The 23,867-nt window shown below is 46.8% G+C and carries 1 protein-coding gene (running past one end of the window); it reads right to left on the bottom strand.

Annotated features, from left to right (window positions below; all coding sequences use genetic code 11):
* Positions 1–283 precede the first annotated feature (283 nt).
* Positions 284–23,867, bottom strand: partial view of a non-ribosomal peptide synthase/polyketide synthase gene (locus tag CLV59_RS17790; RefSeq protein WP_111593431.1) — the 3' end only. The gene runs 24,521 nt beyond the window's last position; 23,584 of the gene's 48,105 nt are visible here — the last part of the coding sequence; its start codon lies off the right edge, out of view — the gene reads right to left on this strand; the stop codon is at positions 284–286.

Below are 23,867 nucleotides of genomic sequence, written 5' to 3'. Positions count from 1 at the left end.
TCCATATCCGGGACGAGTACGTCCTAAAACAGTTTATATGAAGATGTAGGAAACGCAGGCATATGCCTGCGGACACTGTAGAGTATGGTTAAATGATGGTTTCCACTAAGAGCATTTACGAAAAAAATTACAACATGGATTGACCCTATAAAAGAGGGTATTTCAGGGCATGGGTAGCTATCCTATCCAGGAGAATAAATAGGGACTACAATTATTTCACATGACGAATTGCATATAACAATATATCAAATAGCCGGCAGCAAAGTTGCTGCCGGCCTAATTCTTACGACAGGCGTCCTGCAATTTCTTTCATAATATCATGATTCTGTACCCAGGAATTATGGTCGCTATCAATGTCAATGATCTCCGCATAATCGCCTTGCAATACCTCGCTGAGGTGGTTATCTACAGATTCAACATAGTGCCGTGCCACATCTACAGGGTCTCCTGTGAACATCTGTTGCAGTTCTTCGCTGATTTTAGTCGCTTTAAAAAGAAGGACATTTCTTGCTATTTGTTCATTCAATTGGGGATCATAATTGATATTCATCCCTTCCAATGGAATTGAATTATACAATCCAGCCACATATCCGCATTTGAAGAAGGCATCTACCATGACCAGTTTCTCTACTTCAAACCCACTGGCTGTCAATTGTCTCGCGATTTCAAACGCCAGGACGCCGCCCATACTCCATCCAAACAAATGGTACTTTCCGGTTGGTTGTATTTTCCTGATCAGGTCTATATAGTAGCGTGCAAGAAACTCATAGCTGATCTGTGGCATTTCTTCCTCCTTCAGCTTTTGTTCAAGATGCATATTATAGTTATTGAAAGCCACTACAGACACGTCTTTCAAATGCGATATAATGTTGCCCATATAACTTTCTGCTCCGCCTCTTGCCGGTGGCAGCAAGAACAGGATAGGCCCTTCTTCCGCATCCATATTCAGTTTAATGAACGGATCGAAATCTTCAGTAAAGTCGCCGGGAGAATAAATCGTGTCTCTATTCAAACAATGTTCAACTATAGCTACCAACATTTCACGGAATACAACTGCCAATCTATCCATCATTTCCTGATGCAGTTGGCCTTTGATATCAAATTTCAATCTGCCGTTAATCACCATTCCATTCGCCACTAACAGATATTGGTCAATACCATCCAGCACGGTCTTCCCCCCTTGCTCTTCTGTGAAATCCCATTGTTGCCCTCTGTCTTGCGCTTCCTGTTGGCCATCAAACTGACCGAGATAATTAAAGGAGACACGTGGCAGTCCATCCTTAACATATCCATTTAAAGCGCCGTAGCCAAGGCCTTTGCCAGGTATGGCCCTCAAATACTCTTTCACGCTTAAAATGGATTTCCCTATATCTCCAGGGATAGTATGCAGACAAACAGGATACATGGTAGTAAACCACCCTACGGTGCGAGATAAATCCCAATTAGCCACCTCTTCTCTGCCATGCCCTTCCAGGACCAGATAATTATCTGTATTTCCGTTGATAGCAGATAGTGTGAGTCCCCATGCTGCCAACAGTAGATCATTAATGTTCGTATTGTAGGCTTTACCTGCTTCCGTTAGCAATAATCTGGTTGTAACGCTATCCAGACTTACACCAGCCGCATGATAGCCTGTTTCCTTCTCTGCCAATTGTGTAATTACATCTTCCGAATGACGGTATCCTTCCATTGTTTGCTGCCAATAGTTGATTTCATCTGCATGTTCCAGATCATAATCTCGCAGGAAGCCCGCCCATTGCCTGTAACTGGTTCCTTTATTACCCAATGAAACACTACCGCCATTAGCCAATGAGGTATAAATGGTTTGCAGATCATCACGGAGAATCCGCCAGCTTACGGTGTCCACAATCAGATGGTGCAGCGCAAAAAATATCCGCGCGCTACCGTCTGCAAATCCATGGAGATAAGCCATACTATATAGCGGGCCATCGCTCAGATTAAAATGATGCTGATAGATTGTTAGTATATCCTGCAGTTTATCAGCAAAGGCTGCACTCCCCTCTTCATGCGGGATCGTACGAATGTCCAGCACTTTGATCTCAGGGGCATCCGCTTCCGCCAGATAATATTGGCGGTATTTCTGCGATTCACCTTCCTGATATCTGATACGCAGGGCATCATGAAATGCCGCCAGTTCATTCAGCGCCAGTTGCAATACATGCGTATCCAGTTCTGCTGTACGGATCATAAAAGATTGATTCCAGTGATGCGGATAGTTTAACTCATGGCTGAAGAACCATTCCTGTATTGGCAACAACGGCAATTCTCCGCTAAGTATTCCTTGTTCTGTTATCAATTTTTCCGTCCCTGTAATCTTCAATATCACTTTTTCATACAGTTGTTCTATACTACGATAGGCAAATATGTCCTTCATATTTACTTTAATTCCCAACTGCTGTCTGATCCGGTTTTGAAGTTGAATACTGAGGATACTGTCCCCTCCCAGGCGGAAGAAATCATCTCGTATACTAATGTTTGTTGCCTGCATGCTGAGTACCTGTGCAAATATCTCCCGAAGCGTCTCTTCCTGAGCGTTTCTAGGCAGATAATCTGGTTCATGGGTATGGCCGAGCACGGGTTCTGGCAATGCTTTACGATCTATTTTACCATTGACAGTAAGCGGTATCTGCTCTAAATGGACAAAAGCAGTCGGTATCATGTAGTCCGGTAGTAAAGCGGACAGATAACCTCTTATTTCCGTATCCGCTACAGCCGTTGCTGCCACATAATATCCGGCCAGGTATTTGTTGCCGCCAGCCCACTCTCTGACGAGTACCACTGCCTGATTAATCCCAGGATAGCCGGCCAGACGGGATTCTATCTCTCCTAATTCTATACGATACCCTCTGATCTTCACTTGGAAATCGGCACGACCCACATACTCCAGATCGCCGGTCGGTAGTTGTCTTACCAAATCGCCGGTTTTATATAATCGTGCATCGCCGCCTGCAAATGGATCAGTAATAAAACGTGTAGCCGTCAGCGATGGCTGATTCAAATAACCTCTTGCTACACCTGCGCCGCCGATGTGCAGTTCCCCGATAGCGCCCATAGGTACTGGTCTGCCGGCATCATCCAACACATACACAGTGGTATTGGCCAGTGGGCGACCGATATTAGCCGTACTATCTCCCTTATGGTAAGGATGTATCGTAGCACATACGGTAGCTTCTGTTGGGCCGTATTCATTGAGGATGATAGGTTCGAAAGACAGATCACTCAGATCTGGCATTTGTTCCCCACCACTAAATATCAATGATAATTCAGTAGGTGCAGATAAGAATGCTCGCAGTAAGACTGGCGGGATAAACGTAACGGATATACGCTCTTGGCTGATATACTCCCTTAGCGCGTCCGGAGCTGTCCTGATGCTATCTGCATACAAATACAGGGTATTACCATTGGCCAATGCAGGGAAGGCTTCATACACAAATGCATCAAATACATAGTTGGAATAGCAGCCTACCCGTTGATGCTCATTCAAGGCATGTACCGGTACTAACGTATTGATCAGATTAATCACGCTACGATGTTGTATCATCACTCCTTTGGCAGCGCCGGTTGTACCACTGGTGTAGATCACATAGGCGAGGTCTGTTGCAGTTGCCAGCGGCGTAGGATTATTGACGCTATAGCCTGCGAGTTTCTCACTCCATACATCGGCTGCATCTATCACTTCAATAGTAGTGGCGAGATCCAGCGTTTGCAGTCTTTCTACATGAACTGCATTTGTCAGCACCACTTTAGTTCGTGTATCTTCCAGGATATAACGTACACGTTCATCCGGATACTCCGGCGATACAGGCACATAGGCCGCTCCTGCTTTTAACACTGCCAAAATAGCTACCAGCATATCGGCCGTACGATCGAGCACAAGTGCGATCAGGTCGTCTGGTTGAATACTATAACGCTCACGCAGACACGTAGCCAGCTGATTTGCTTTTGTATTCAATGCGGCATAAGAGAATTGCGTATCCTCAAATACCAGTGCGATGGTATCAGGCCTTACCGCCACTTGTTCTTCAAACAACTGATGGATGGTTTTATCCGCTGCATAATCACGAGCGGTATTGTTCCAGTCGTAAATCAGTTGCTGGTATTGCGTTTCACGAAGATGCACCAATGAAGAGGCGGATATTTCCGGTTGAGCTATTAATTGATCCAGGATCAGTTCCATGCCAGACAGCAGCTGCCTGATGACAGTTTCATCAAATAATTCCGCTGCATACTTTAGTTGCAGATTAATGGCCTCATTCCCTTCTGCGGTCACTATTACCAGTGGGTAATCCAGTTTTTCTTTACTTGCCCTGAACCGGATAGACAATCCCCCTTCTTCCCCATCTGCGCCTGCCGGCAACGGATAATTTTCAAATACAAACAGACTGCTGAACATACGTTCCCCACCGGATTGTAAACGTGCCAGGTTGATATCACTGCGACTGTTCACCTCTCCTATATGCGCCTGCAAGCGCTGGATGGCCGACAATACGCTACCGCCCTCATGCTCCATGATCACTGGCAAAGTATTGATAAACAACCCAACAGATTGTTCTATATCGTTAACAGGTAGATTACGACCGGAAACGGTCATTCCCACCACTGTTGTGCGGGTATTGCCATAGAGGCTCAACTGCCTGTGCCAGCAATATTGCAGCACCGCGTTAAGCGTTATGCCATGCACACCACACAGCTGTTTCAGCGTTTCATAACGGGTACCACTAATCGTTAATATTTGTTCTTCCGGCTGTAACAGGTGACGATACCCTGATAAGCGGATATGTCGCTGTTCCGGGCGCAACAGGCTGCTGAGATCTTCCTGTTCTTCTAACTGACTAACAGTAGCCTTCCAGTAGGATTCATTTTCGTTCCGGTGTTGTTGCAGGTAAAGCTGCGATGCCGCATAACTCTCGTCTTCCCGTACTATCACAGGCATTCCTTGTAGCAACTGTAGATACGCTTCATGAACATAATTCAGGAGTATAGGCATGCTCCATCCATCCAGTATCGCATGGTGGTTGCTAAAGAGCGTGCTCCATTGTTGCGCTCCACGTTTCACCAGATATATTCTAAACAGGTGACCTACAGCTAAATCGAAAGCTACTGCACGATCGCGTGCCATCAGTTCATTCAGGTAAGCTTCCTGGCTCGCTTCATTCATTTCACTAATATCCAGCTGCTGCCAGTTGGTATTTCCATGTCGGTCTATGATCTGTATCAGTTCATGTTCCCAGGCAAAGCGCAAACGCAAGGTGCTGTAGCGCTGTTGCGCATATTGCCATGCCTGTTCCAGCAATTGCGGGTTGATGGCGTTATGGTAATCCCACAACAACTGCACCCGGTAAGCATCATCCACATCTCCCTGATGTAAGGCATGATAGATAAAGCCTTCCTGTAGGCTGCCCGCCAGATAAACACCGGAGATCTCTTGTTGTGACTGCAATGCGTTTAACCAATCGTTGGAGATAATATTGTTTGCATCGCTGGCTGTCAGCCAGGTGCGCGAGGTACTACCCAGCCAGTCAATCATCTCTTCCAGGACCTGTTGATAGGTGGCTGCCAGACTTGTCAGCAGCTCAGCCGCCAAACCTCCGGAGATATTGAACTGTAGGCGTCCTCCTATCACCAGCCCATTGATACTGATCAGATGATGATCTCCATTAGAAGCAGCTATTTGTCTTCCGCTATCCTCTCCGGTTAGCTGCCATCCGCTACCAGTTGCGATTTCCTGGGTATCAAACTGACCTAAGTAGTTAAAGCTGATACGCGGTAAACCTTCCGGTTGATATCCGGTCAGTATCCCATAGCCGATACCGTTAGTAGGTACTGCTCGTAGCATTTCTTTGGTTGCTACCAGTGATGTACCATAATCATCTCCTTCGCTATGAAGATGTATGGGGTACATGGTCGTAAACCAGCCACTGGTATGGGTAATATCTATGGAGTTTGAAAGGGTTTCGCGACCATGGCTTTCCAGCAAGACATAATGATTATTTTCTCCTGTGATGCGGGCTAAAGCTATACCCAAGGCACTTAATAAAACATCATTGATTTGGGTGTTATAAACATGATGACTTTCACGCAGTAAGCGCCCGGTATAGGCGGTATCCAGTAGCAGCGATGCGTAGCTGGTTGTTGCGGTAGACAAATGTTCCAGCAGGGCATTACCTACTTTTATACCTGGCAGTAAGGCAGACCAGTATTCTCGTTCAGCCACTGGTAATTCATAGCCGGAAATTAGTGTAGTCCACTGACGGTAACTACTTCCCTTAGGCCCTAACCATTCCATTAAAGAGCGTATATCCGTTACAGATACGGTAGACAGATGATTGTAAATACGCTCCATATCAGCCACCAGCATACGCCAACTCACCGTATCTATCAGCAAGTGATGCGCTGCCAGGAAAAGGCGCGCCCGACCATCGGCATAACCTTCCAGGTAACCTGCCTGTAGTAGCCGGTTTCCATAGATATTAAAATCGGCCTGCCAATTGGTAAGAACCTTATGTAAAGCTTCCGGCGTATCCAGTGTACGAATATCCAGGCGATGAATTTCTACGCTGGTTACTTCCCCTCCATAATACTGCGTACCCTCAGGACGATATCGTAAACGCAATCCATCATGGTAGTTCAATAATACCGTCAGCGTGCGTTCCAGCAGCGTCACATCCAATACCGGCACACTGATCAGGAATGACTGGTTCCAATGGTCATACGCTGGCAACAAGCCACTGGCAACATTTGCAAAGAACCAGCGCTGTATTGGTAACAATGGTACTTCACCCAAAAGGATGCCCTGTTCTGTTTGCAGGGCTATCGCTGTAGTACCGGCTGCGATCACATTTACATACAACGCAGCAATGGTACGATAACGGAAGATATCTTTTACGGTGACATGAATCCCTGCTTGCTGGCGCAAACGACTCACTAACTGGATACTCACGATGGAATCCCCTCCTAACCGGAAGAAGTCATCATCCACGCCTATTTTATGGCTATCAATGCCCAGCACCTGCGCATAAATAGTACACATCACAGATTCTGTATCATTCTCCGGAGCACGGTAATGTCCTTTATCCATCAATACAGGTGCTGGTAAGGCGCGGCGGTCCAGCTTTCCATTGATGGTCAATGGTAGCTGCGCCAAATGCACCAATGCCCCTGGCAACATATAATCAGGCAGATAAGATCCCAGGAACTCCAATATGTGCTCATGATTCAAAGCTGTATCGGATACATAATAGCCGACCAGGTATTTGTTGCCCTGGTGCTGCTCTTTCACCAGCACCACTGCTTGCTTAATGCCAGGATAGCTGACCAGGCGGGATTCTATCTCGCCTAACTCTATACGATAACCTCTGATTTTCACCTGGAAGTCGGCACGACCAACATATTCCAGTTCGCCGGTTGACAGTTGTCTTACCAGATCGCCGGTTTTATACAACCGCGCATCGCCACCTGTAAATGGATCGGCAATAAATCGTGTAGCCGTTAGTGTTGGTTGGTTCAGATAACCACGCGCTACGCCGGCTCCACCGATATGCAGCTCCCCTATGGCGCCCATAGGTACTGGTCTGCCCGCTTCATCCAGCACATACACAGTGGTATTAGCCAGCGGACGACCGATATTGGCGGTGCTGTCTCCCTTTTGATAAGGATGTATAGTGGCACAAACGGTGGCTTCGGTAGGGCCGTATTCATTGAGGATAGTAGTCTCGAAAGACAAATCACTCAGGTCTGGCAACTGTTCACCGCCTGTAAATATCAAGGATAAACCGGTAGGCGCAGATAAGAATTCACGCAGTAATACCGGTGGAATAAACGTGACGGATATACGTTCCTGGCTGATATAATCCCGCAACGCATCCGGAGCAGTTCTGATACTATCCGGATACAGATATAAGGTATTTCCATTGGTTAATGCAGGGAAAGCCTCATACACAAATGCATCAAATACATAGTTGGAATAGCAGCCCACTCGTTCATGCCTGTTCAAGGTATGTACGGGTACCAATGCGCCGATCAGATTAATTACACTGCGATGCTGCACCATTACGCCTTTAGCAGCGCCTGTAGTACCACTGGTGTAGATTACATAGGCCAGGTTAGTGGCAGTAGCCAAAGGCACAAGATTTTGGGGTTCATTGTCTTTCAGTGCATCTTGCCAAAAATCAGCATCATCCACTATCTCTATACCCACAGTAATATCTAGCGATTGTAGTCTCTCTAAATAATGTCCGTTTGTCAGCACCACCTTAGTTCGTGTATCCTCCAGTATATAACGCACGCGTTCATCCGGATACTCCGGCGATACTGGTACATAGGCCGCACCTGCTTTCATCACCGCTAAAATGGCCACCAGCATATCCGCAGTACGATCGAGCACGAGTGTGACTAAATCATCTGGTTGAATTTTATAACGCTCACGCAGACACGTAGCCAATTGATTAGCCTTAGTATTCAATGCTGCATAAGACAATTCCGTATCCTCATATATCAGGGCAATAGAATCAGGAGTAGCCGCCACCCGCACTTCAAACAACTGATGGATCGTTTTATCTTCGGCAAAAGATTGTACCTGACCGCTGCTGTGGCGCAATATGTCAGATAGTCCTGCTTCATCCAGATAGCGCAGCGATTTGAGTTGGTCTCTTCTTCCTGTCGCTAACTGAGACAGAATAATTAGATAGGTAGCAATAAATCTATTAATCGTTCCGGCCTCAAATAATGCCGTGGCATAGTTAAAGACGCCGTAAAGGTCTTCTCCGTTATCATACAACATAACGGTGAGATCATACTTGGCAATGTTATACTGCACCGGCTGCTGGTAAGGCTGGAATAGCTGATCTGCCCCTTCCTGGCTGCCCGATGCCTGCATGCTAAACGTTGTCTGAAACACTGGATGACGGGATACATCTGGTTCTACCTGTAACTCCTCCACTAATTTTTCGAACGGAAGATCCTGGTGCAGCTGCGCTGAAACTACGGATGCGCCCACCTGACGTATAAAGTCTGTCACGCCTTGTTCCGGGTCTATCTCTTCCCGTAAAGCCTGCGTATTCACAAAGAAGCCGATCAGGTCCGCTATCTCGCTGTAATGGCGGTTAGCAACCGGACTACCCACTACAATATCCCGCTGGTTACTGTAGGCACTTAGCAACAGGTAGTACCCACTCAATAATACACTGTACATGCTCACTTCCAGATCGCGGGAGATGGAGCGTAATAGGTCGCTTGTAGATTTGTCGATCACAAAAGATATATCAGCACCCTCATAACTGATTTGCGTTGGACGCGGCTTATCTGTAGGCAGATAGAGTGTTTCGTAACCCGATAATTTTTTCTTCCAGTAAGACAATTGCCTGTCAAGTACTGTTCCTTCCAGGTAACGACGTTGCCAAAGTGCAAAATCCTTATACTGCAATGGCAAAGGCGCAGGAAGGTATTGCGCCGCAGCTACAGCATCTCCCTGAGCGAGATATTCGTAATGGTGATAATACTTCAATAAATCACGCAACAGAATTTCGGTAGACCAGCCGTCAAACGCGATATGGTGCAACACGATGCTCAGGTAATATTGTTGTTGCGGGAGCGTATAGAGCGTCACAATGATTGGTAATGCCTCATCCAGTCGGAAGATGTGATTAGACTGTACAGTCAGTTCTTCCTCCAGTAGCCCTTCAGCAGATAACTCCCTTCTCGTTATTTCAATTGGATATATAGTATCATCCTGTACCTCCTGATAACTTATTCCGGTTTTCGTCGTTCTTATCCTGCTTCTCAGTACTTCATGACGATGAATAACAGCTCGTAATGCCTGTAACAGGATGTCTGTTTTTACCAGATCATGTAATTTTAGTACCAGTGGCACGTTGTAGGCATTACTACCTCCTTCATAGTTCTCTATGAACCATAAGCGCTCCTGCGCAAAAGATAACAACTGTTCTTCCGGCCTATTGATAACTGGTGGTATGATTCTCACATGGTCAGCCACTCCGATCACGGCAGCCAGTTTACGTATAGTCCTTTCCGTGAAAATAGCGGCTACCCCTAAATTGGTTCCAAGGACTGTATTCAAGCGGTTGATCAGGCGAATAGCGAGTATACTATTACCTCCCAGACGGAAAAAGTCATCTTCCACACTGATCTTATTTTCTGGAATATCCAGCACCTGGCCATAGATCACACACATGGCCACCTCGGTATCATTTTCAGGAGCACGGTAATGATCACTGTCTGTAAATACTGGCTCTGGTAATGCCCTACGGTCCAGTTTTCCGTTAATGGTCAGCGGTAATTGCGCCAGATGTACTAATGCCGCCGGCAGCATATATTCCGGCAAATAGCCCCGTAGGTAGTCCAACAGATATTCATGATTCAATGCCTCAGGAGCCACATAATAGCCGACAAGGAATTTATTACCTCCGCCTTGCTCTCTCACCAGTACCACTGCTTGTTGTATGCCTGGATAGGTAGCCATGCGGTGTTCGATCTCTCCCAATTCAATACGATAACCTCTGATCTTCACCTGGAAGTCGGCACGGCCGATGTACTCCAGTTCTCCTCCCGGTAATTGCCTTACCAGGTCGCCGGTCTTGTACAACTTCACATCACCACCTGTAAATGGATCTCTGATAAAACGTGTAGCCGTTAGCGATGGTAGATTCAGGTAGCCACGGCATACGCCGGCGCCGCCAACGTATAACTCTCCTACCGCACCCTCTGGCAGTAGTTCCATGTGGTCATTCAATACATAGGTATGTAAGTCCGGGATCACCTGCCCGATCAGAGAGCCTTTGTCGAGGTCCGATGCGCGCAATGCCTTCCAGGTTACATGGACCGTTGTTTCTGTGATACCATACATATTGACCAGCTGCGGAGCATCATCAGCATACAAATCGTACCACGGCTTCAGCTGCGCCAGGTTCAATGCATCCCCACCGAAGATCACATATCTTAACTGCGTCAGCTTTGCAGCTTTCTGCTGCGATGCTGTAATGAATTGATAGAAAGCGCCGGGAGTCTGGTTGAGTACCGTCACTCCTTCCTGTTCACACAAATCATAGAATAACCCTGGGTCTTTGGTCTGTGCTGTGGATGGAATCACCAGCTTACCACCATAGCAGAGAGCGCCCCAAATTTCCCATACGCTGAAGTCAAACACCACAGAATGGAATAAAGTCCATACGTCATTGGCATCAAAATGATACCAGTCTGCCGTAGCATGTAACAAGCGGGAGACATTCCGATGCTCTATCATAGCGCCTTTCGGCTTACCTGTAGTACCGCTGGTATAAATAACATAGGCCAGCTGTTCAGGCACAATTACCACAGGAGGTAATGCCGGCCGCTCTTCTTCAAAATGAGGCTGATCGATCGCCACCGCGCTAATGTTTTCCGACAATCCGGAGAGCCAGCTAACATGGCGTTCATTGGTTAATATCAATTTTGTTCCTGTATCAGAAAGGATATAGGAGATCCTCTCCTCCGGATAACCGGGATCGACAGGCACATAAGCGGCTCCGGCTTTCAGTATTGCCAGGATGGCCGTCAGCAGGTGCTCAGAGCGATCCAGGCAAATCGCCACCAGGTCATCGGCCTTCAGCTGATAACGGTGACGTATATATGCAGACAGCTCATCCGCACGGGTATTTAGTTCCTGGTAGGACAACTGTCTGTCTCCAAACACCACCGCTGTTCGCGCTGGATAAGTTGCGGCCTGTTCTTCAAACAACCGGTGAACAGGTTTATCGACTGGGAATATTGGCAAGGTATTGTTCCATTGTCCCAACATCATGCGTTCGGTTTCCGGGCGATAATGCAGTGATTTAATCTGAAGCTCTTTTCCGGCAAATGCCAGTTGACGTAATATCTCTTGATACGTTTTGATATATCCTGCAATGGTAACCGCATCAAAAAGGCTGAGTGCATAATTAAAGGAGCCCTGGATTTCATCTCCGCTGTCATCCAGCAACGCGCTCAAATCATATTTAGCCACTGTATAATGGCTACCATCAACGTATGGCACAAATAGCCCTGTGGCATCTGGCTCTTCAATGGCTTTATGCTGAATACCAAAAGTAGTCTGAAACACCGGATGACGCGAGGTATCCGGTTCCACTCTTAACTCATCTACCAGCTTTTCAAATGGAAGATCCTGATGTAATTGCGCAGCTATCACGGAGGCGCCTACCTGACGGATAAAGTCGGCCACCCGTTGTTCCGGATTTATTTCCTCCCGTAAAGCCAGCGTATTCACAAAGAAACCGATCAAGTCTGCTATCTCCGCATAATGGCGGTTGGCCACCGGGCTACCCACTACAATGTCCCGTTGATTGCTGTATGCGCTCAACAAGAGGTAGTAGCCACTCAGTAACAGGCTATACATACTCACTTCCAGATCACGGGAAAGCGTTCGCAGGCGATCACTGGTTGCTTTATCCAGCGTGAATGTAAGGTCAGCCCCTGCATAACTAACTTTTGAAGGACGAAGTTTGTCAGTAGGCAGATGCAGCGTTTCATAACCAGACAATACCTGCTTCCAGTATGATAATTGTTTTTCCAGTGTTGCTCCCGTCAGGCGCTGACGTTGCCAGAGTGCAAAATCTTTGTACTGCAACGGTAATGGAGGCAAGGTTTTTACCGGAATATTTGCCTCTATAGACACAAAACGATGATACTGTTGCTGCAATTCGCGCAGCAGGATGTCTGCGGACCAGCCATCGAATGCGATATGATGTATTACCAGGCTCAGATAATATTTGCCTTGCAGATGGTATATCGTAGTCCGTATTGGATACTCTTCCGCCAATCTGAAAATATGATTTGCATCAAGTAGCAGGGCGCTATCCAGCTCTTCTTTTGTCGATAATTGTATCTCCGAAACCTTTAATGTATAAGTACTCTCGTCCATTACGATCTGATAGCCGTGTCCGTCTTTGGCCGTCCTGATCAGACTTCTGAATATTTCATGGCGTTGAACAATGGCGTCCAATGCCTGCACCAGGCACTCTTTCTTCACATCAGGTCCTAACTCCATTACAACCGGAATATTATACGCATTACTACCCCGTTCATAATTCTCAATGAACCATAAGCGTTCCTGGGCAAAGGATAGCAATTGCTCTTCCGGAGAACTGATAACAGGTATAGTTATGTTTACATGTTCAGCAGCGCCCTTGTAGATATAGGCGGCCAACTCACGGACCGTACGATGGGTAAATAGGGTAGCAACACTTGTACGTATATTCATTACCGTATTTAGCCGGTTCATCAGACGGATAGCCATGATGCTGTTACCACCTAAGCGGAAGAAATCATCCGCTGTTCCAATTTGTGCTGGCGTTATTCCTAATACTTCTCCATAGATGGCACATAACGCCGTTTCTATTTCGTTCTCCGGTGCAAGGTAATTTTCACTTTCCGTAAATACAGGCGCTGGTAATGCACGGCGGTCCAGCTTTCCATTGAGGGTCAATGGCAACTGCTCCAGATGCACCAATGCCCCTGGCAGCATATATTCTGGCAGATAAGATCCCAGGTATTCCAGTATGTGCTCATGGTTTAAAGCACTATCGGATACGTAATAGCCAACCAGGTATTTGTTGCCTGGGTGCTGCTCTTTCACCAGCACCACTGCTTGTTTAATACCAGGATATCCGGCCAGACGGGTTTCTATCTCGCCTAACTCTATACGATACCCTCTGACCTTCACCTGGAAGTCGGCGCGACCAACATATTCCAGATCACCGGTAGGTAATTGTCTTACTAGGTCCCCTGTTTTATATAATCGTGCATTGCCGCCTGCAAATGGATCTGCAATAAATCGTGTAGCCGTCAGTGTTGGTTGGTTCAGGTAACCACGCGCTACGCCGGCTCCGCCGATATGCAGTTCCCCGATAGCGCCCATGGGCACTGGTCTGCCTGCCTCATCCAGCACATACACGGTGGTATTGGCTAATGGGCGACCGATATTAGCGGTGCTGTCTCCCTTTTGGTAAGGATGTATAGTGGCACAAACGGTGGCTTCAGTGGGGCCGTATTCATTGAGGATAGTAGTCTCGAAGGATAAATCACTCAGGTCTGGCAACTGTTCACCGCCTGTAAATATCAAGGATAGATTGGTAGGTGCAGCTAAGAATTCACGCAGTAATACCGGTGGGATAAACGTGACGGATATACGCTGTTGACTGATATATTCGCGCAGCGCATCCGGAGCAGTTCTGATTTTATCTGCATACAGATACAAGGTATTCCCATTCGCTAATGCAGGGAAGGCCTCATATACAAATGCATCAAATACATAGTTAGAATAGCAGCCTACTCGTTGATGATTGTCCAAGGTATGTACCGGCACCAGTGCGCTGATCAGGTTGATCACACTGCGATGTTGCACCATTACGCCTTTGGCGGCGCCTGTAGTACCACTCGTGTAGATCACATAGGCAAGATCTGTTGCGCTTGCAAGCGGTGTAAGATGATGGGCGTCATAACTTGCGAGTGTTTCACTCCATAAATGTGCACTGTCAACTGCTTCAATGGCGGCGGTAATATCCAGCCCTTGCAATCTTTCTACATGCACTGTATTTGTCAGTACTACCTTGGTACGCGTATCTTCCAGGATGTAACGTACACGCACATCCGGATACTCCGGCGATACCGGCACATAGGCTGCTCCAGCTTTCAAGACTGCCAAAATAGCCACCAGCATATCAGCCGTACGATCAAGCACGAGTGTGATTAAATCGTCTGGTTGAATATTATAACGCTCACGCAGACACACACCCAGCTGATTGGCTTTTGCATTCAGTGCCGCATAAGACAATTGCGTGCCCTTAAATACCAGTGCAATGTTATCAGGATTCGCCGCTACTTGTTCTTCAAACAACTGATGGATAGTTTTATCCGTAGGATAATCACTTACTGTATTATTCCAGTCGTAGATCAATTGCTGGTACTGCGTTTCAGGCAGATGTACCAATGAGGAAGAAGCAATATCAGGTTTAGCAATTAATTGATCCAGGATCAGTTCCACACCAGACAGCAACTGTTTGATGACAGTTTCATCAAAGAGCTCAGCTGCATACTTGATATTAAAAATAATGGTAGGACCATGCTCTGCTACTACCACAGCCAATGGATAATCGAGTTTTTCCATAGTGCCTCTGAACCGGATAGACAATGCATTTTCTTCTCCGTCTGCACCTGCTGGCAATGGATAGTTTTCAAATACAAACAAACTGCTGAACAGCCGTTCTACACCAGATTGCAAACGTGCCAGGTTAATATCACTGCGACTATTCACTTCACCGATATGCGCCTGTAAGCGCTGGATGGCTGACAATACGCTACCGCCATCATGTTCCATGATCACCGGCAAGGTATTAATATACAATCCAACAGATTGTTCAATATCATTAACAGGTAGGTTACGGCCGGAAACGGTCATTCCCACCACCGTTGTACGGGTATTGCCATAGAGGCTTAACTGTCTGTGCCAGCAATATTGCAGCACTGCATTAAGCGTTAGCCCATGTGCCCCACACAGTTGTTTCAGCGCTTCATAACGGGAACCACTAATCGTTAATAATTGTTCTTCAGGCTGTAACAGGTGACGATACCCTGATAGGCGGATATGACGCTGCTCTGGCCGCAACAAACTACTGAGATCTTCTTGTTCCTCCAACTGACTAACAGCTGCTTTCCAGTAGGATTCATTTTCGCTTCGGTGTTGTTGCAGGTAAAGCTGCGATGCCGCATAGCTCTCGTCTTCCCGTACTACAACGGCGATTCCTTGCAACAACTGTTGATATACCTCATGGACGTAATTCAAGAGTATGGGCATGCTCCATCCATCTAGTATTGCATGGTGATTACTAAAGAGTGTACTCCAAAGTTTTGCTCCGCGTTTCACCAGATATACCCGGAATAAATGACCTACGGATAAGTCAAAAGTCAAGGTACGATCCTGGTTCATTAATTTTTTCAGGTAAGTTTCCTGGTCTGCTTCATCCAGCTCACTGATGTCCAGGTTATGCCATTCAGTATGGCTATGACGGTCTATGATCTGTACCAGTTCTTCTTCCCAGGCAAAGCGCAAACGCAAGGTACTGTATCGTTTTTGCGCATACTGCCAGGCCTGTTCCAGCAATGCCGGATTGATGGCGTTTTTGTATTCCCACAACAACTGCACTCGGTAAGCATCATCTACATCTCCCTGATGTAAGGCATGATAGATAAAGCCTTCCTGTAAGCTACCTGCCAGGTAAACGCCTGCGATTTCATGTTGTGACTGCAATGCGTTTAACCAATCGTTGGAGATAATATTGTTTGTATCGCTGGCTGTCAGCCAGGTGCGGGATGTATTACTCAACCAATCGATCATCTCTTCCAGGACCTGTTGATAGGTGGTAGCCAGATTGGTCAGCAAATCAGGGTCAATATTACCAGCGATATTAAACTGAAGGCGTCCTCCTATCACCAGCCCATTGATGTTCAACAGGTGGTATCCTGCGTTGGAGGCGTCTATCTGTCCGCCGCTATCTTCTCCTGTCAACTGCCATCCGCTACCAGCTGAACTTTCCTGGGTATCGAACTGACCTAGGTAGTTAAAGCTGATACGCGGTAAACCTTCCGATTGGTAACCGGTCAGTATCCCATAGCCGATACCGTTAGTAGGCACTTCGCGTAGCATTTCTTTGGTGGCTACCAATTGCTTACCATAACCCTCTCCTTCACTATGAAGATGTATGGGGTACATAGTGGTAAACCAGCCACTGGTATGGGTAATATCTATGGAGCTTGAAAGGGTTTCACGGCCATGGCTTTCCAGCAAGATATAATGATTATTTTCTCCCGTGATGCGTGATAGAGCTGCACCCAAGGCACTTAATAAAATATCATTGATTTGAGTATTATAAACATGGTGACTTTCACGTAGTAAGCGCCCGGTATAGGTGGCATCCAGTAGCAATGATGCATAGCTGGTTGTTGGGGCAGACAAACGTTCCAGTTGTGCATTACCTTTCTTGATGCCTGGTAGTAAGGCAGACCAGTATTGCTGCTCCGCCACTGGTAACTCATAGCCAGCAATCAGTGTAGTCCACTGACGGTAACTACTTCCCTTAGGACCTAACCATTCTATTAAAGAACGTATATCCGTTACAGATATGGTAGACAGATGATTGTAGATACGCTCCATATCAGCTACCAGCATACGCCAGCTTACGGTATCTATCAACAGGTGATGTGCTGCCAGGAAAAGGCGCGCCCGACCATCAGCATAACCTTCCAGGTAACCTGCCTGTAGTAGCCTGTCTTCATAGATGTTAAAGTTAGCCTGCCAACTGGTAAGTACGTTATGCAAAGCTTCTGGCGTCTCCAGTGTACTAATATCCAGGCGATGAATATCTATGCTGGCGACTTCCCCTCCATAATACTGCGTACCATCAGGACGATATCGTAAACGCAATCCATCATGATAGTTCAACAGCACTGTCAGCGCGCGTTCCAGCAACGGTATATCCAATACCGGTACACTGATCAGGAATGACTGGTTCCAATGGTGATACGCTGGCAACAAGCCGCTGGCAACATTGGTAAAGAACCAGCGCTGTATTGGCAACAATGGTACTTCACCCAAAAGGATACCCTGTTCTGTATCCACGACTGCTGCTGTAGTACCTGCTGCAATCACATTTGTATACAGTGAGGCTATTGTACGATAACGGAAGATATCTTTTACGGTGACATGGATACCTGCTTGCTGGCGCAAACGGCTCACTAACTGAATACTCACAATAGAGTCACCTCCCAGTCGGAAGAAATCATCCTCTATACCTACCTTATTACTGTCTAATCCCAGTACCTGTGCATAGATGTCACACATCATGGATTCTGTATCATTCTCCGGAGCACGGTAATGATCACTATCTGTAAACACTGGCTCCGGTAAGGCACGGCGGTCCAGCTTTCCATTGATGGTCAATGGTAGCTGCTCCAGATGCACCAATGCGCCTGGTAGCATGTATTCTGGCAGATAAGATCCCAGGAACTCCAGTATATGCTCATGATTCAAAGCAGTAGCGGATACATAATAGCCGACCAAGTATTTGTTGCCTTGCTGCTGTTCTTTCACCAGCACCACTGCTTGCTTAATGCCAGGATAGCCGGCCAGACGGGATTCTATCTCACCTAACTCTATACGATACCCTCTGATTTTCACCTGGAAGTCGGCGCGACCAACATACTCCAGATCACCGGTAGGTAATTGTCTTACTAGGTCCCCTGTTTTATATAATCGTGCATTGCCGCCTGCAAATGGATCGGCAATAAATCGTGTAGCCGTCAATGTTGATTGGTTCAGATAACCACGCGCTACACCAGCGCCACCAATATGAAGTTCCCCGATAGCGCCCATTGGTACTGGTCGGCCCGCCTCATCCAGCACATACACAGTGGTATTGGCCAATGGACGACCAATATTAGCGGTGCTGTCTCCCTTTTGGTAAGGATGTATAGTGGCGCAAACAGTGGCTTCGGTGGGACCGTATTCATTGAGGATAGTAGTCTCAAAGGTCAGATCACTCAGATCTGGTAATTGTTCACCGCCCGTAAATATCAAGGATAAACCAGTAGGTGCAGATAAGAATTCACGCAGTAATACCGGCGGAATAAATGTAACGGATATACGCTGTTGACTGATATAGTCGCGCAGTGCGTCTGGAGCCGTTCTGATGCTATCTGCATACAAATACAAGGTATTACCATTCGCTAAAGCAGGGAAGGCCTCATATACAAATGCATCAAATACATAGTTGGAATAGCAGCCTACTCGTTGATGTTTGTCCAAGGTATGTACTGGTACCAGTGCGCCGATCAGGTTGATCACGCTGCGGTGCTGCACCATTACACCTTTGGCCGCTCCTGTGGTGCCACTGGTGTAGATCACATAGGCGAGATCTGTTGCGCTTGCCAGCGGCGTAAGATGATGGGTGTCATAACCGGCGAGTGTTTCATTCCATAAATGTGCAGTATCTATCGCTTCAATAGCAGTGGGAATATCCAGCGCTTGCAATCTTCCTACATGTATTTCATTTGTCAGTACGACCTTGGTACGCGTATCTTCCAGGATGTAACGGACACGCTCATCCGGGTATTCCGGCGATACCGGCACATAGGCCGCGCCAGCTTTCAAGACCGCCAAAATAGCCACCAGCATATCAGCCGTACGATCAAGCACGAGTGTGATTAAATCGTCTGGTTGAATATTATAACGCTCACGCAGATACGCACCTAGCTGATTAGCTTTTGCATTCAATGCAGCATAGGACAATGGCGTTCCTTCAAAGACCAGTGCGATGTTATCAGGATTCGCCGCCACCTGTTCTTCAAACAACTGATGGATAGTTTTATCCGCAGGATAATCACGTACAGTATTATTCCAGTCGTAGATCAACTGCTGGTATTGCGTTTCGTGCAGATGTACCAACGATGAGGCACTGATGTCAGGTTTAGCAATGAGTTGATCCAGGATCAATTCCACACCAGATAGCAACTGCGCAATTTGGGCGTCATCTATTAATTCTGCCGCATATTTTATACTGAATAACACCGCTGCTCCTTGCTCACCCGCCACGATGGCCAACGGGTAATCAAGTTTCTCTATACTTCTTCTAAACCGGATAGACAATGCCTTTTCATCGTTATCTCCACCTGTCGGCAATGGATAGTTTTCATATACAAACAAACTGCTGAACATGCGCTCGCCACCAGATTGTAAACGCGCCAGGTTAATATCACTGCGACTGTTTACCTCTCCGATATGCGCCTGCAAACGTTGAATGGCCGACAATACGCTACAGCCATCATGTTCCATGATCACTGGCAAAGTATTAATATACAATCCAACAGATTGTCCTATATCATTTACAGGCAGATTACGGCCGGAAACGGTCATTCCCACTACGGTTGTACGGGTATTACCATAGAGACTCAGTTGTCTGTGCCAGCAATATTGCAACACCGCGTTTAAGGTAATACCATTGGTAGCGCATAAGCGTTTGAGCGCTTCATAACGGGAACCACTAATCGTTAATATTTGTTCTTCAGGCTGTAAGATGTGACGATATTCGGATAAGCGGATATGCCGTTGCTCTGGACGTAACAAACTGCTGAGATCTTCCTGCTCTTCCAACTGACTAACAGCTGCCTTCCAATAGGATTCATTTTCGTTTCGATGTTGTTGCAGGTAACGCTGCGATGCGGCATAGCTCTCGTCTTCCCGTACTAACACACTCATTCCTTGCAGCAACTGCAGATATACTTCATGCACGTATTGAAGGAGTATAGGCATGCTCCACCCATCCAGTATCGCATGATGGTTGCTAAAGAGCGTACTCCATTGTTGTTCTCCACACTTCACCAGATATACCCGGAATAAATGACCTACGGCGAGGTCAAAAGCCAGGGTACGATCACGTGCCATCAGCTCATTCAGGTAAGTTTCCTGACCAGCTTCATCCAGCTCACTGATGTCCAGGTTGTGCCATTCTGTATGGCCATATCGGTCTATAATCTGTACTAACTTATGTTCCCAGGCAAAGCGAAGACGTAGTGTACTGTAACGCTGTTGCGCATATTGCCAAGCCTGTTCCAGCAATGCCGGGTTGATGGCGTTATGGTATTCCCACAACAATTGCACTCGATAAGCATCATCTACATCTCCCTGATGTAAGGCATGATAGATAAAGCCTTCCTGTAAGCTGCCTGCCAGGTAAATACCAGTGATCTCTTGCTGCGACTGTAATGAATTTAACCAATCATTAGAAATAACATGATCTGCATCGCTGGCTGTCAGCCAGGTGCGTGAGGTACTACCCAGCCAGTCAATCATTTCCTCCAGCACCTGTTGATAGGTGGCTGCCAGGCTTGTCAGCAGATCAGCTGCCAAACCTCCGGAGATATTGAACTGTAGCTGGCCTCCTATCACCAGCCCATTGATATTGATTAGATGATGATCTTCATTTGCAGCAGCTATTTGTCTGCCACTATCTTCTCCTGTCAACTGCCATCCGCTACCAGTTGCGATTTCCTGGGTATCGAACTGCCCTAAGTAGTTAAAACTGATACGCGGTAAACCTTCCGGTTGATATCCGGTCAGTATCCCATAGCCGATACCGTTAGCAGGCACTGCTCGTAGCATTTCTTTGGTAGCTACCAATTGCTTACCATAATCACCGCCTTCACTATGGAGATGGATTGGGTACATAGTGGTAAACCAGCCACTGGTATGCGTAATATCTATGGAGCTTGAAAGAGCTTCCCTACCATGGCTTTCCAGCAAGATATAGTGGCTATTTTCTCCTGTGATGCGTGATAGAGCTGCACCCAAGGCACTTAATAAAATATCGTTGATCTGGGTGTTATAAACATGGTGACTTTCACGCAGTAAGCGCCCCGTAAAGGAGGCATCCAGTAGCAATGATGCATAGCTGGTTGTTGGGGCAGACAAACGTTCCAGTAAAGCATTTCCTGCTTTTATGCCAGGCAATAAAGCAGACCAGTATTGCCGTTCAGCCACTGGTAACTCATAGCCCGCAATCAGTGTAGTCCATTGACGGTAACTGCTTCCCTTCGGTCCTAACCATTCAATTAAAGAACGTATATCCGTTACAGCTATGGTAGACAGATGATTGTAAATACGCTCCATATCAGCTACCAGCATACGCCAGCTTACGGTATCTATCAACAGGTGATGCGCGGCCAGGAAGAGACGTGCCCGACCATCGGCATAACCTTCCAGGTAGCCGGCCTGTAGTAGCCTGTCTTCATAGATGTTAAAGTTGGCCTGCCAACTGGTAAGTACATCATGTAAAGCTTCCGGTGCATCCAGTGTACGAATATCCAGGCGATGAATATTTACGCTGGTAGCTTCCGTTCCATAATACTGCGTACCATCAGGACGATATTGTAAACGCAATCCATCATGGTAGTTCAAAAGTACTGTCAGCGTGCGTTCCAGCAACTGTATATCCAATACCGGCACACTGATCAGGAATGACTGGTTCCAATGGTTATACTTTGGCAACAAGCCACTAGTAATATTTGTAAAGAACCATTGCTGTATTGGCAACAACGGCACTTCACCAGAAAGGATACCCTGTTCTGTATCAAGGACAGCTGCTGTAGTTCCTGCCGCAATCACATTTGTATACAGTGCAGCAATGGTACGATAACGGAAGATATCTTTTACCGTGACATGAATACCCGCTTGCTGGCGCAAACGGCTCACCAGTTGAATACTCACAATAGAGTCCCCTCCCAGTCGGAAGAAATCATCCTCTATACCTACCTTATTACTGTCTAATCCCAGTACCTGCGCATAGATGGCACACATCATGGATTCTGTATCATTCTCCGGAGCACGGTAATGATCACTATCTGTAAACACTGGTTCCGGCAATGCGCGGCGATCCAGTTTTCCGTTTGCAGTCAATGGCAAGGCATCTAACCGCATCAACACGGATGGAATCATGTACTCTGGTAAATAATTCCCCAGGGTATCACGCAAAATTTGCTCATCCAATGGTTCCGCAGCTACATAGTAACCTACCAGGTATTGGCTGCCATCCGCTTGTTTCCGCGCCAACACCACGGCATCAGTGATGCCCGGATAAGCTGTTAGTTGATGTTCTATTTCCCCTGGCTCTATTCGGTATCCACGGACTTTCACCTGAAAATCAGTACGACCAATATATTCCAGGTTGCCATCATGGAGATATCTTACCGCATCGCCGGTTTTATACAGGCGACCAGCACCAGCAGGATGATTGATGAAACGTTCCCGCGTCAGTTCCGGCCGGTTCAGATATCCACGCGTAACCCCTGCTCCCCCAATGTAAAGTTCTCCAATAGCCCCGGTTGGTACCGCACGAAGCTCCGTATCCAATACATAGGTAGTGTAATGAGCATACGCCTTGCCGATAGAAAACGTTGTAACGGTATCGTCTATACGGAAGTAAGTGGCGCCTACCGTCGTCTCTGTTGGTCCATATTCATCAATGATGGTGCTAAAATGGGATAGAATACGGCTGATCTGATGGCGCAACAATTTCTCGCCTCCCACAATAGCCGTATTCACACGTACTTTCGGATTATTCAGCAACGACAGGTAGGCCGGCGTACTCTTCACCAATTCAACTTGGTGCGTGATCAGATGCTGCTCATAAGCTGCCACATCTGTTATGCTGCCTTCAAAAATGTACACCGTTTTTCCGAAGCACAAAGGATATAGGGTAGTCGTTACCGATAGATCAAAAGATAAATTACCAGAAAAATCAACGCGGGTCAGGTCTTTCGGTAATACATCCGCAATATTAAACAGGTAGTTGACTACATTACGATGCCCTACCATCACCCCTTTCGGCTGACCAGTAGTGCCGCTGGTATAAATTACATATGCCAACTGCTCAGGGTCTGTTATCACAGCCGGTAGCTCCACCTGTTCGTACTCAAAACGCTGGTCGCCAATTACCTCAGCGGTTACGGCCGCAGACAATGCTGACAATCGAGGTGCATGCTGTTCATTTGTCAAGACTACCTGCATTCCTGTATCCGACAGCATATAGGAGATCCTTTCATCAGGGTAACCCGGGTCTATAGGAACATAAGCAGCACCCGCTTTGAGCACCGCCAGAACGGCCGTCAGCATATGTTCAGAGCGATCCATGCAAATACCTACCAGGTCGTCTGCCTTCAACTCATAACGGTCACGTATATAGGCAGACAATTCATCTGCACGAGTATTTAGTTCTGCGTAAGACAGTTGTACATCTCCACAAACCACCGCC

This window comes from Chitinophaga dinghuensis (assembly GCF_003259435.1).
Lineage (GTDB): Bacteria > Bacteroidota > Bacteroidia > Chitinophagales > Chitinophagaceae > Chitinophaga > Chitinophaga dinghuensis.
This window is presented reverse-complemented; position numbering and strand designations above follow the sequence as displayed.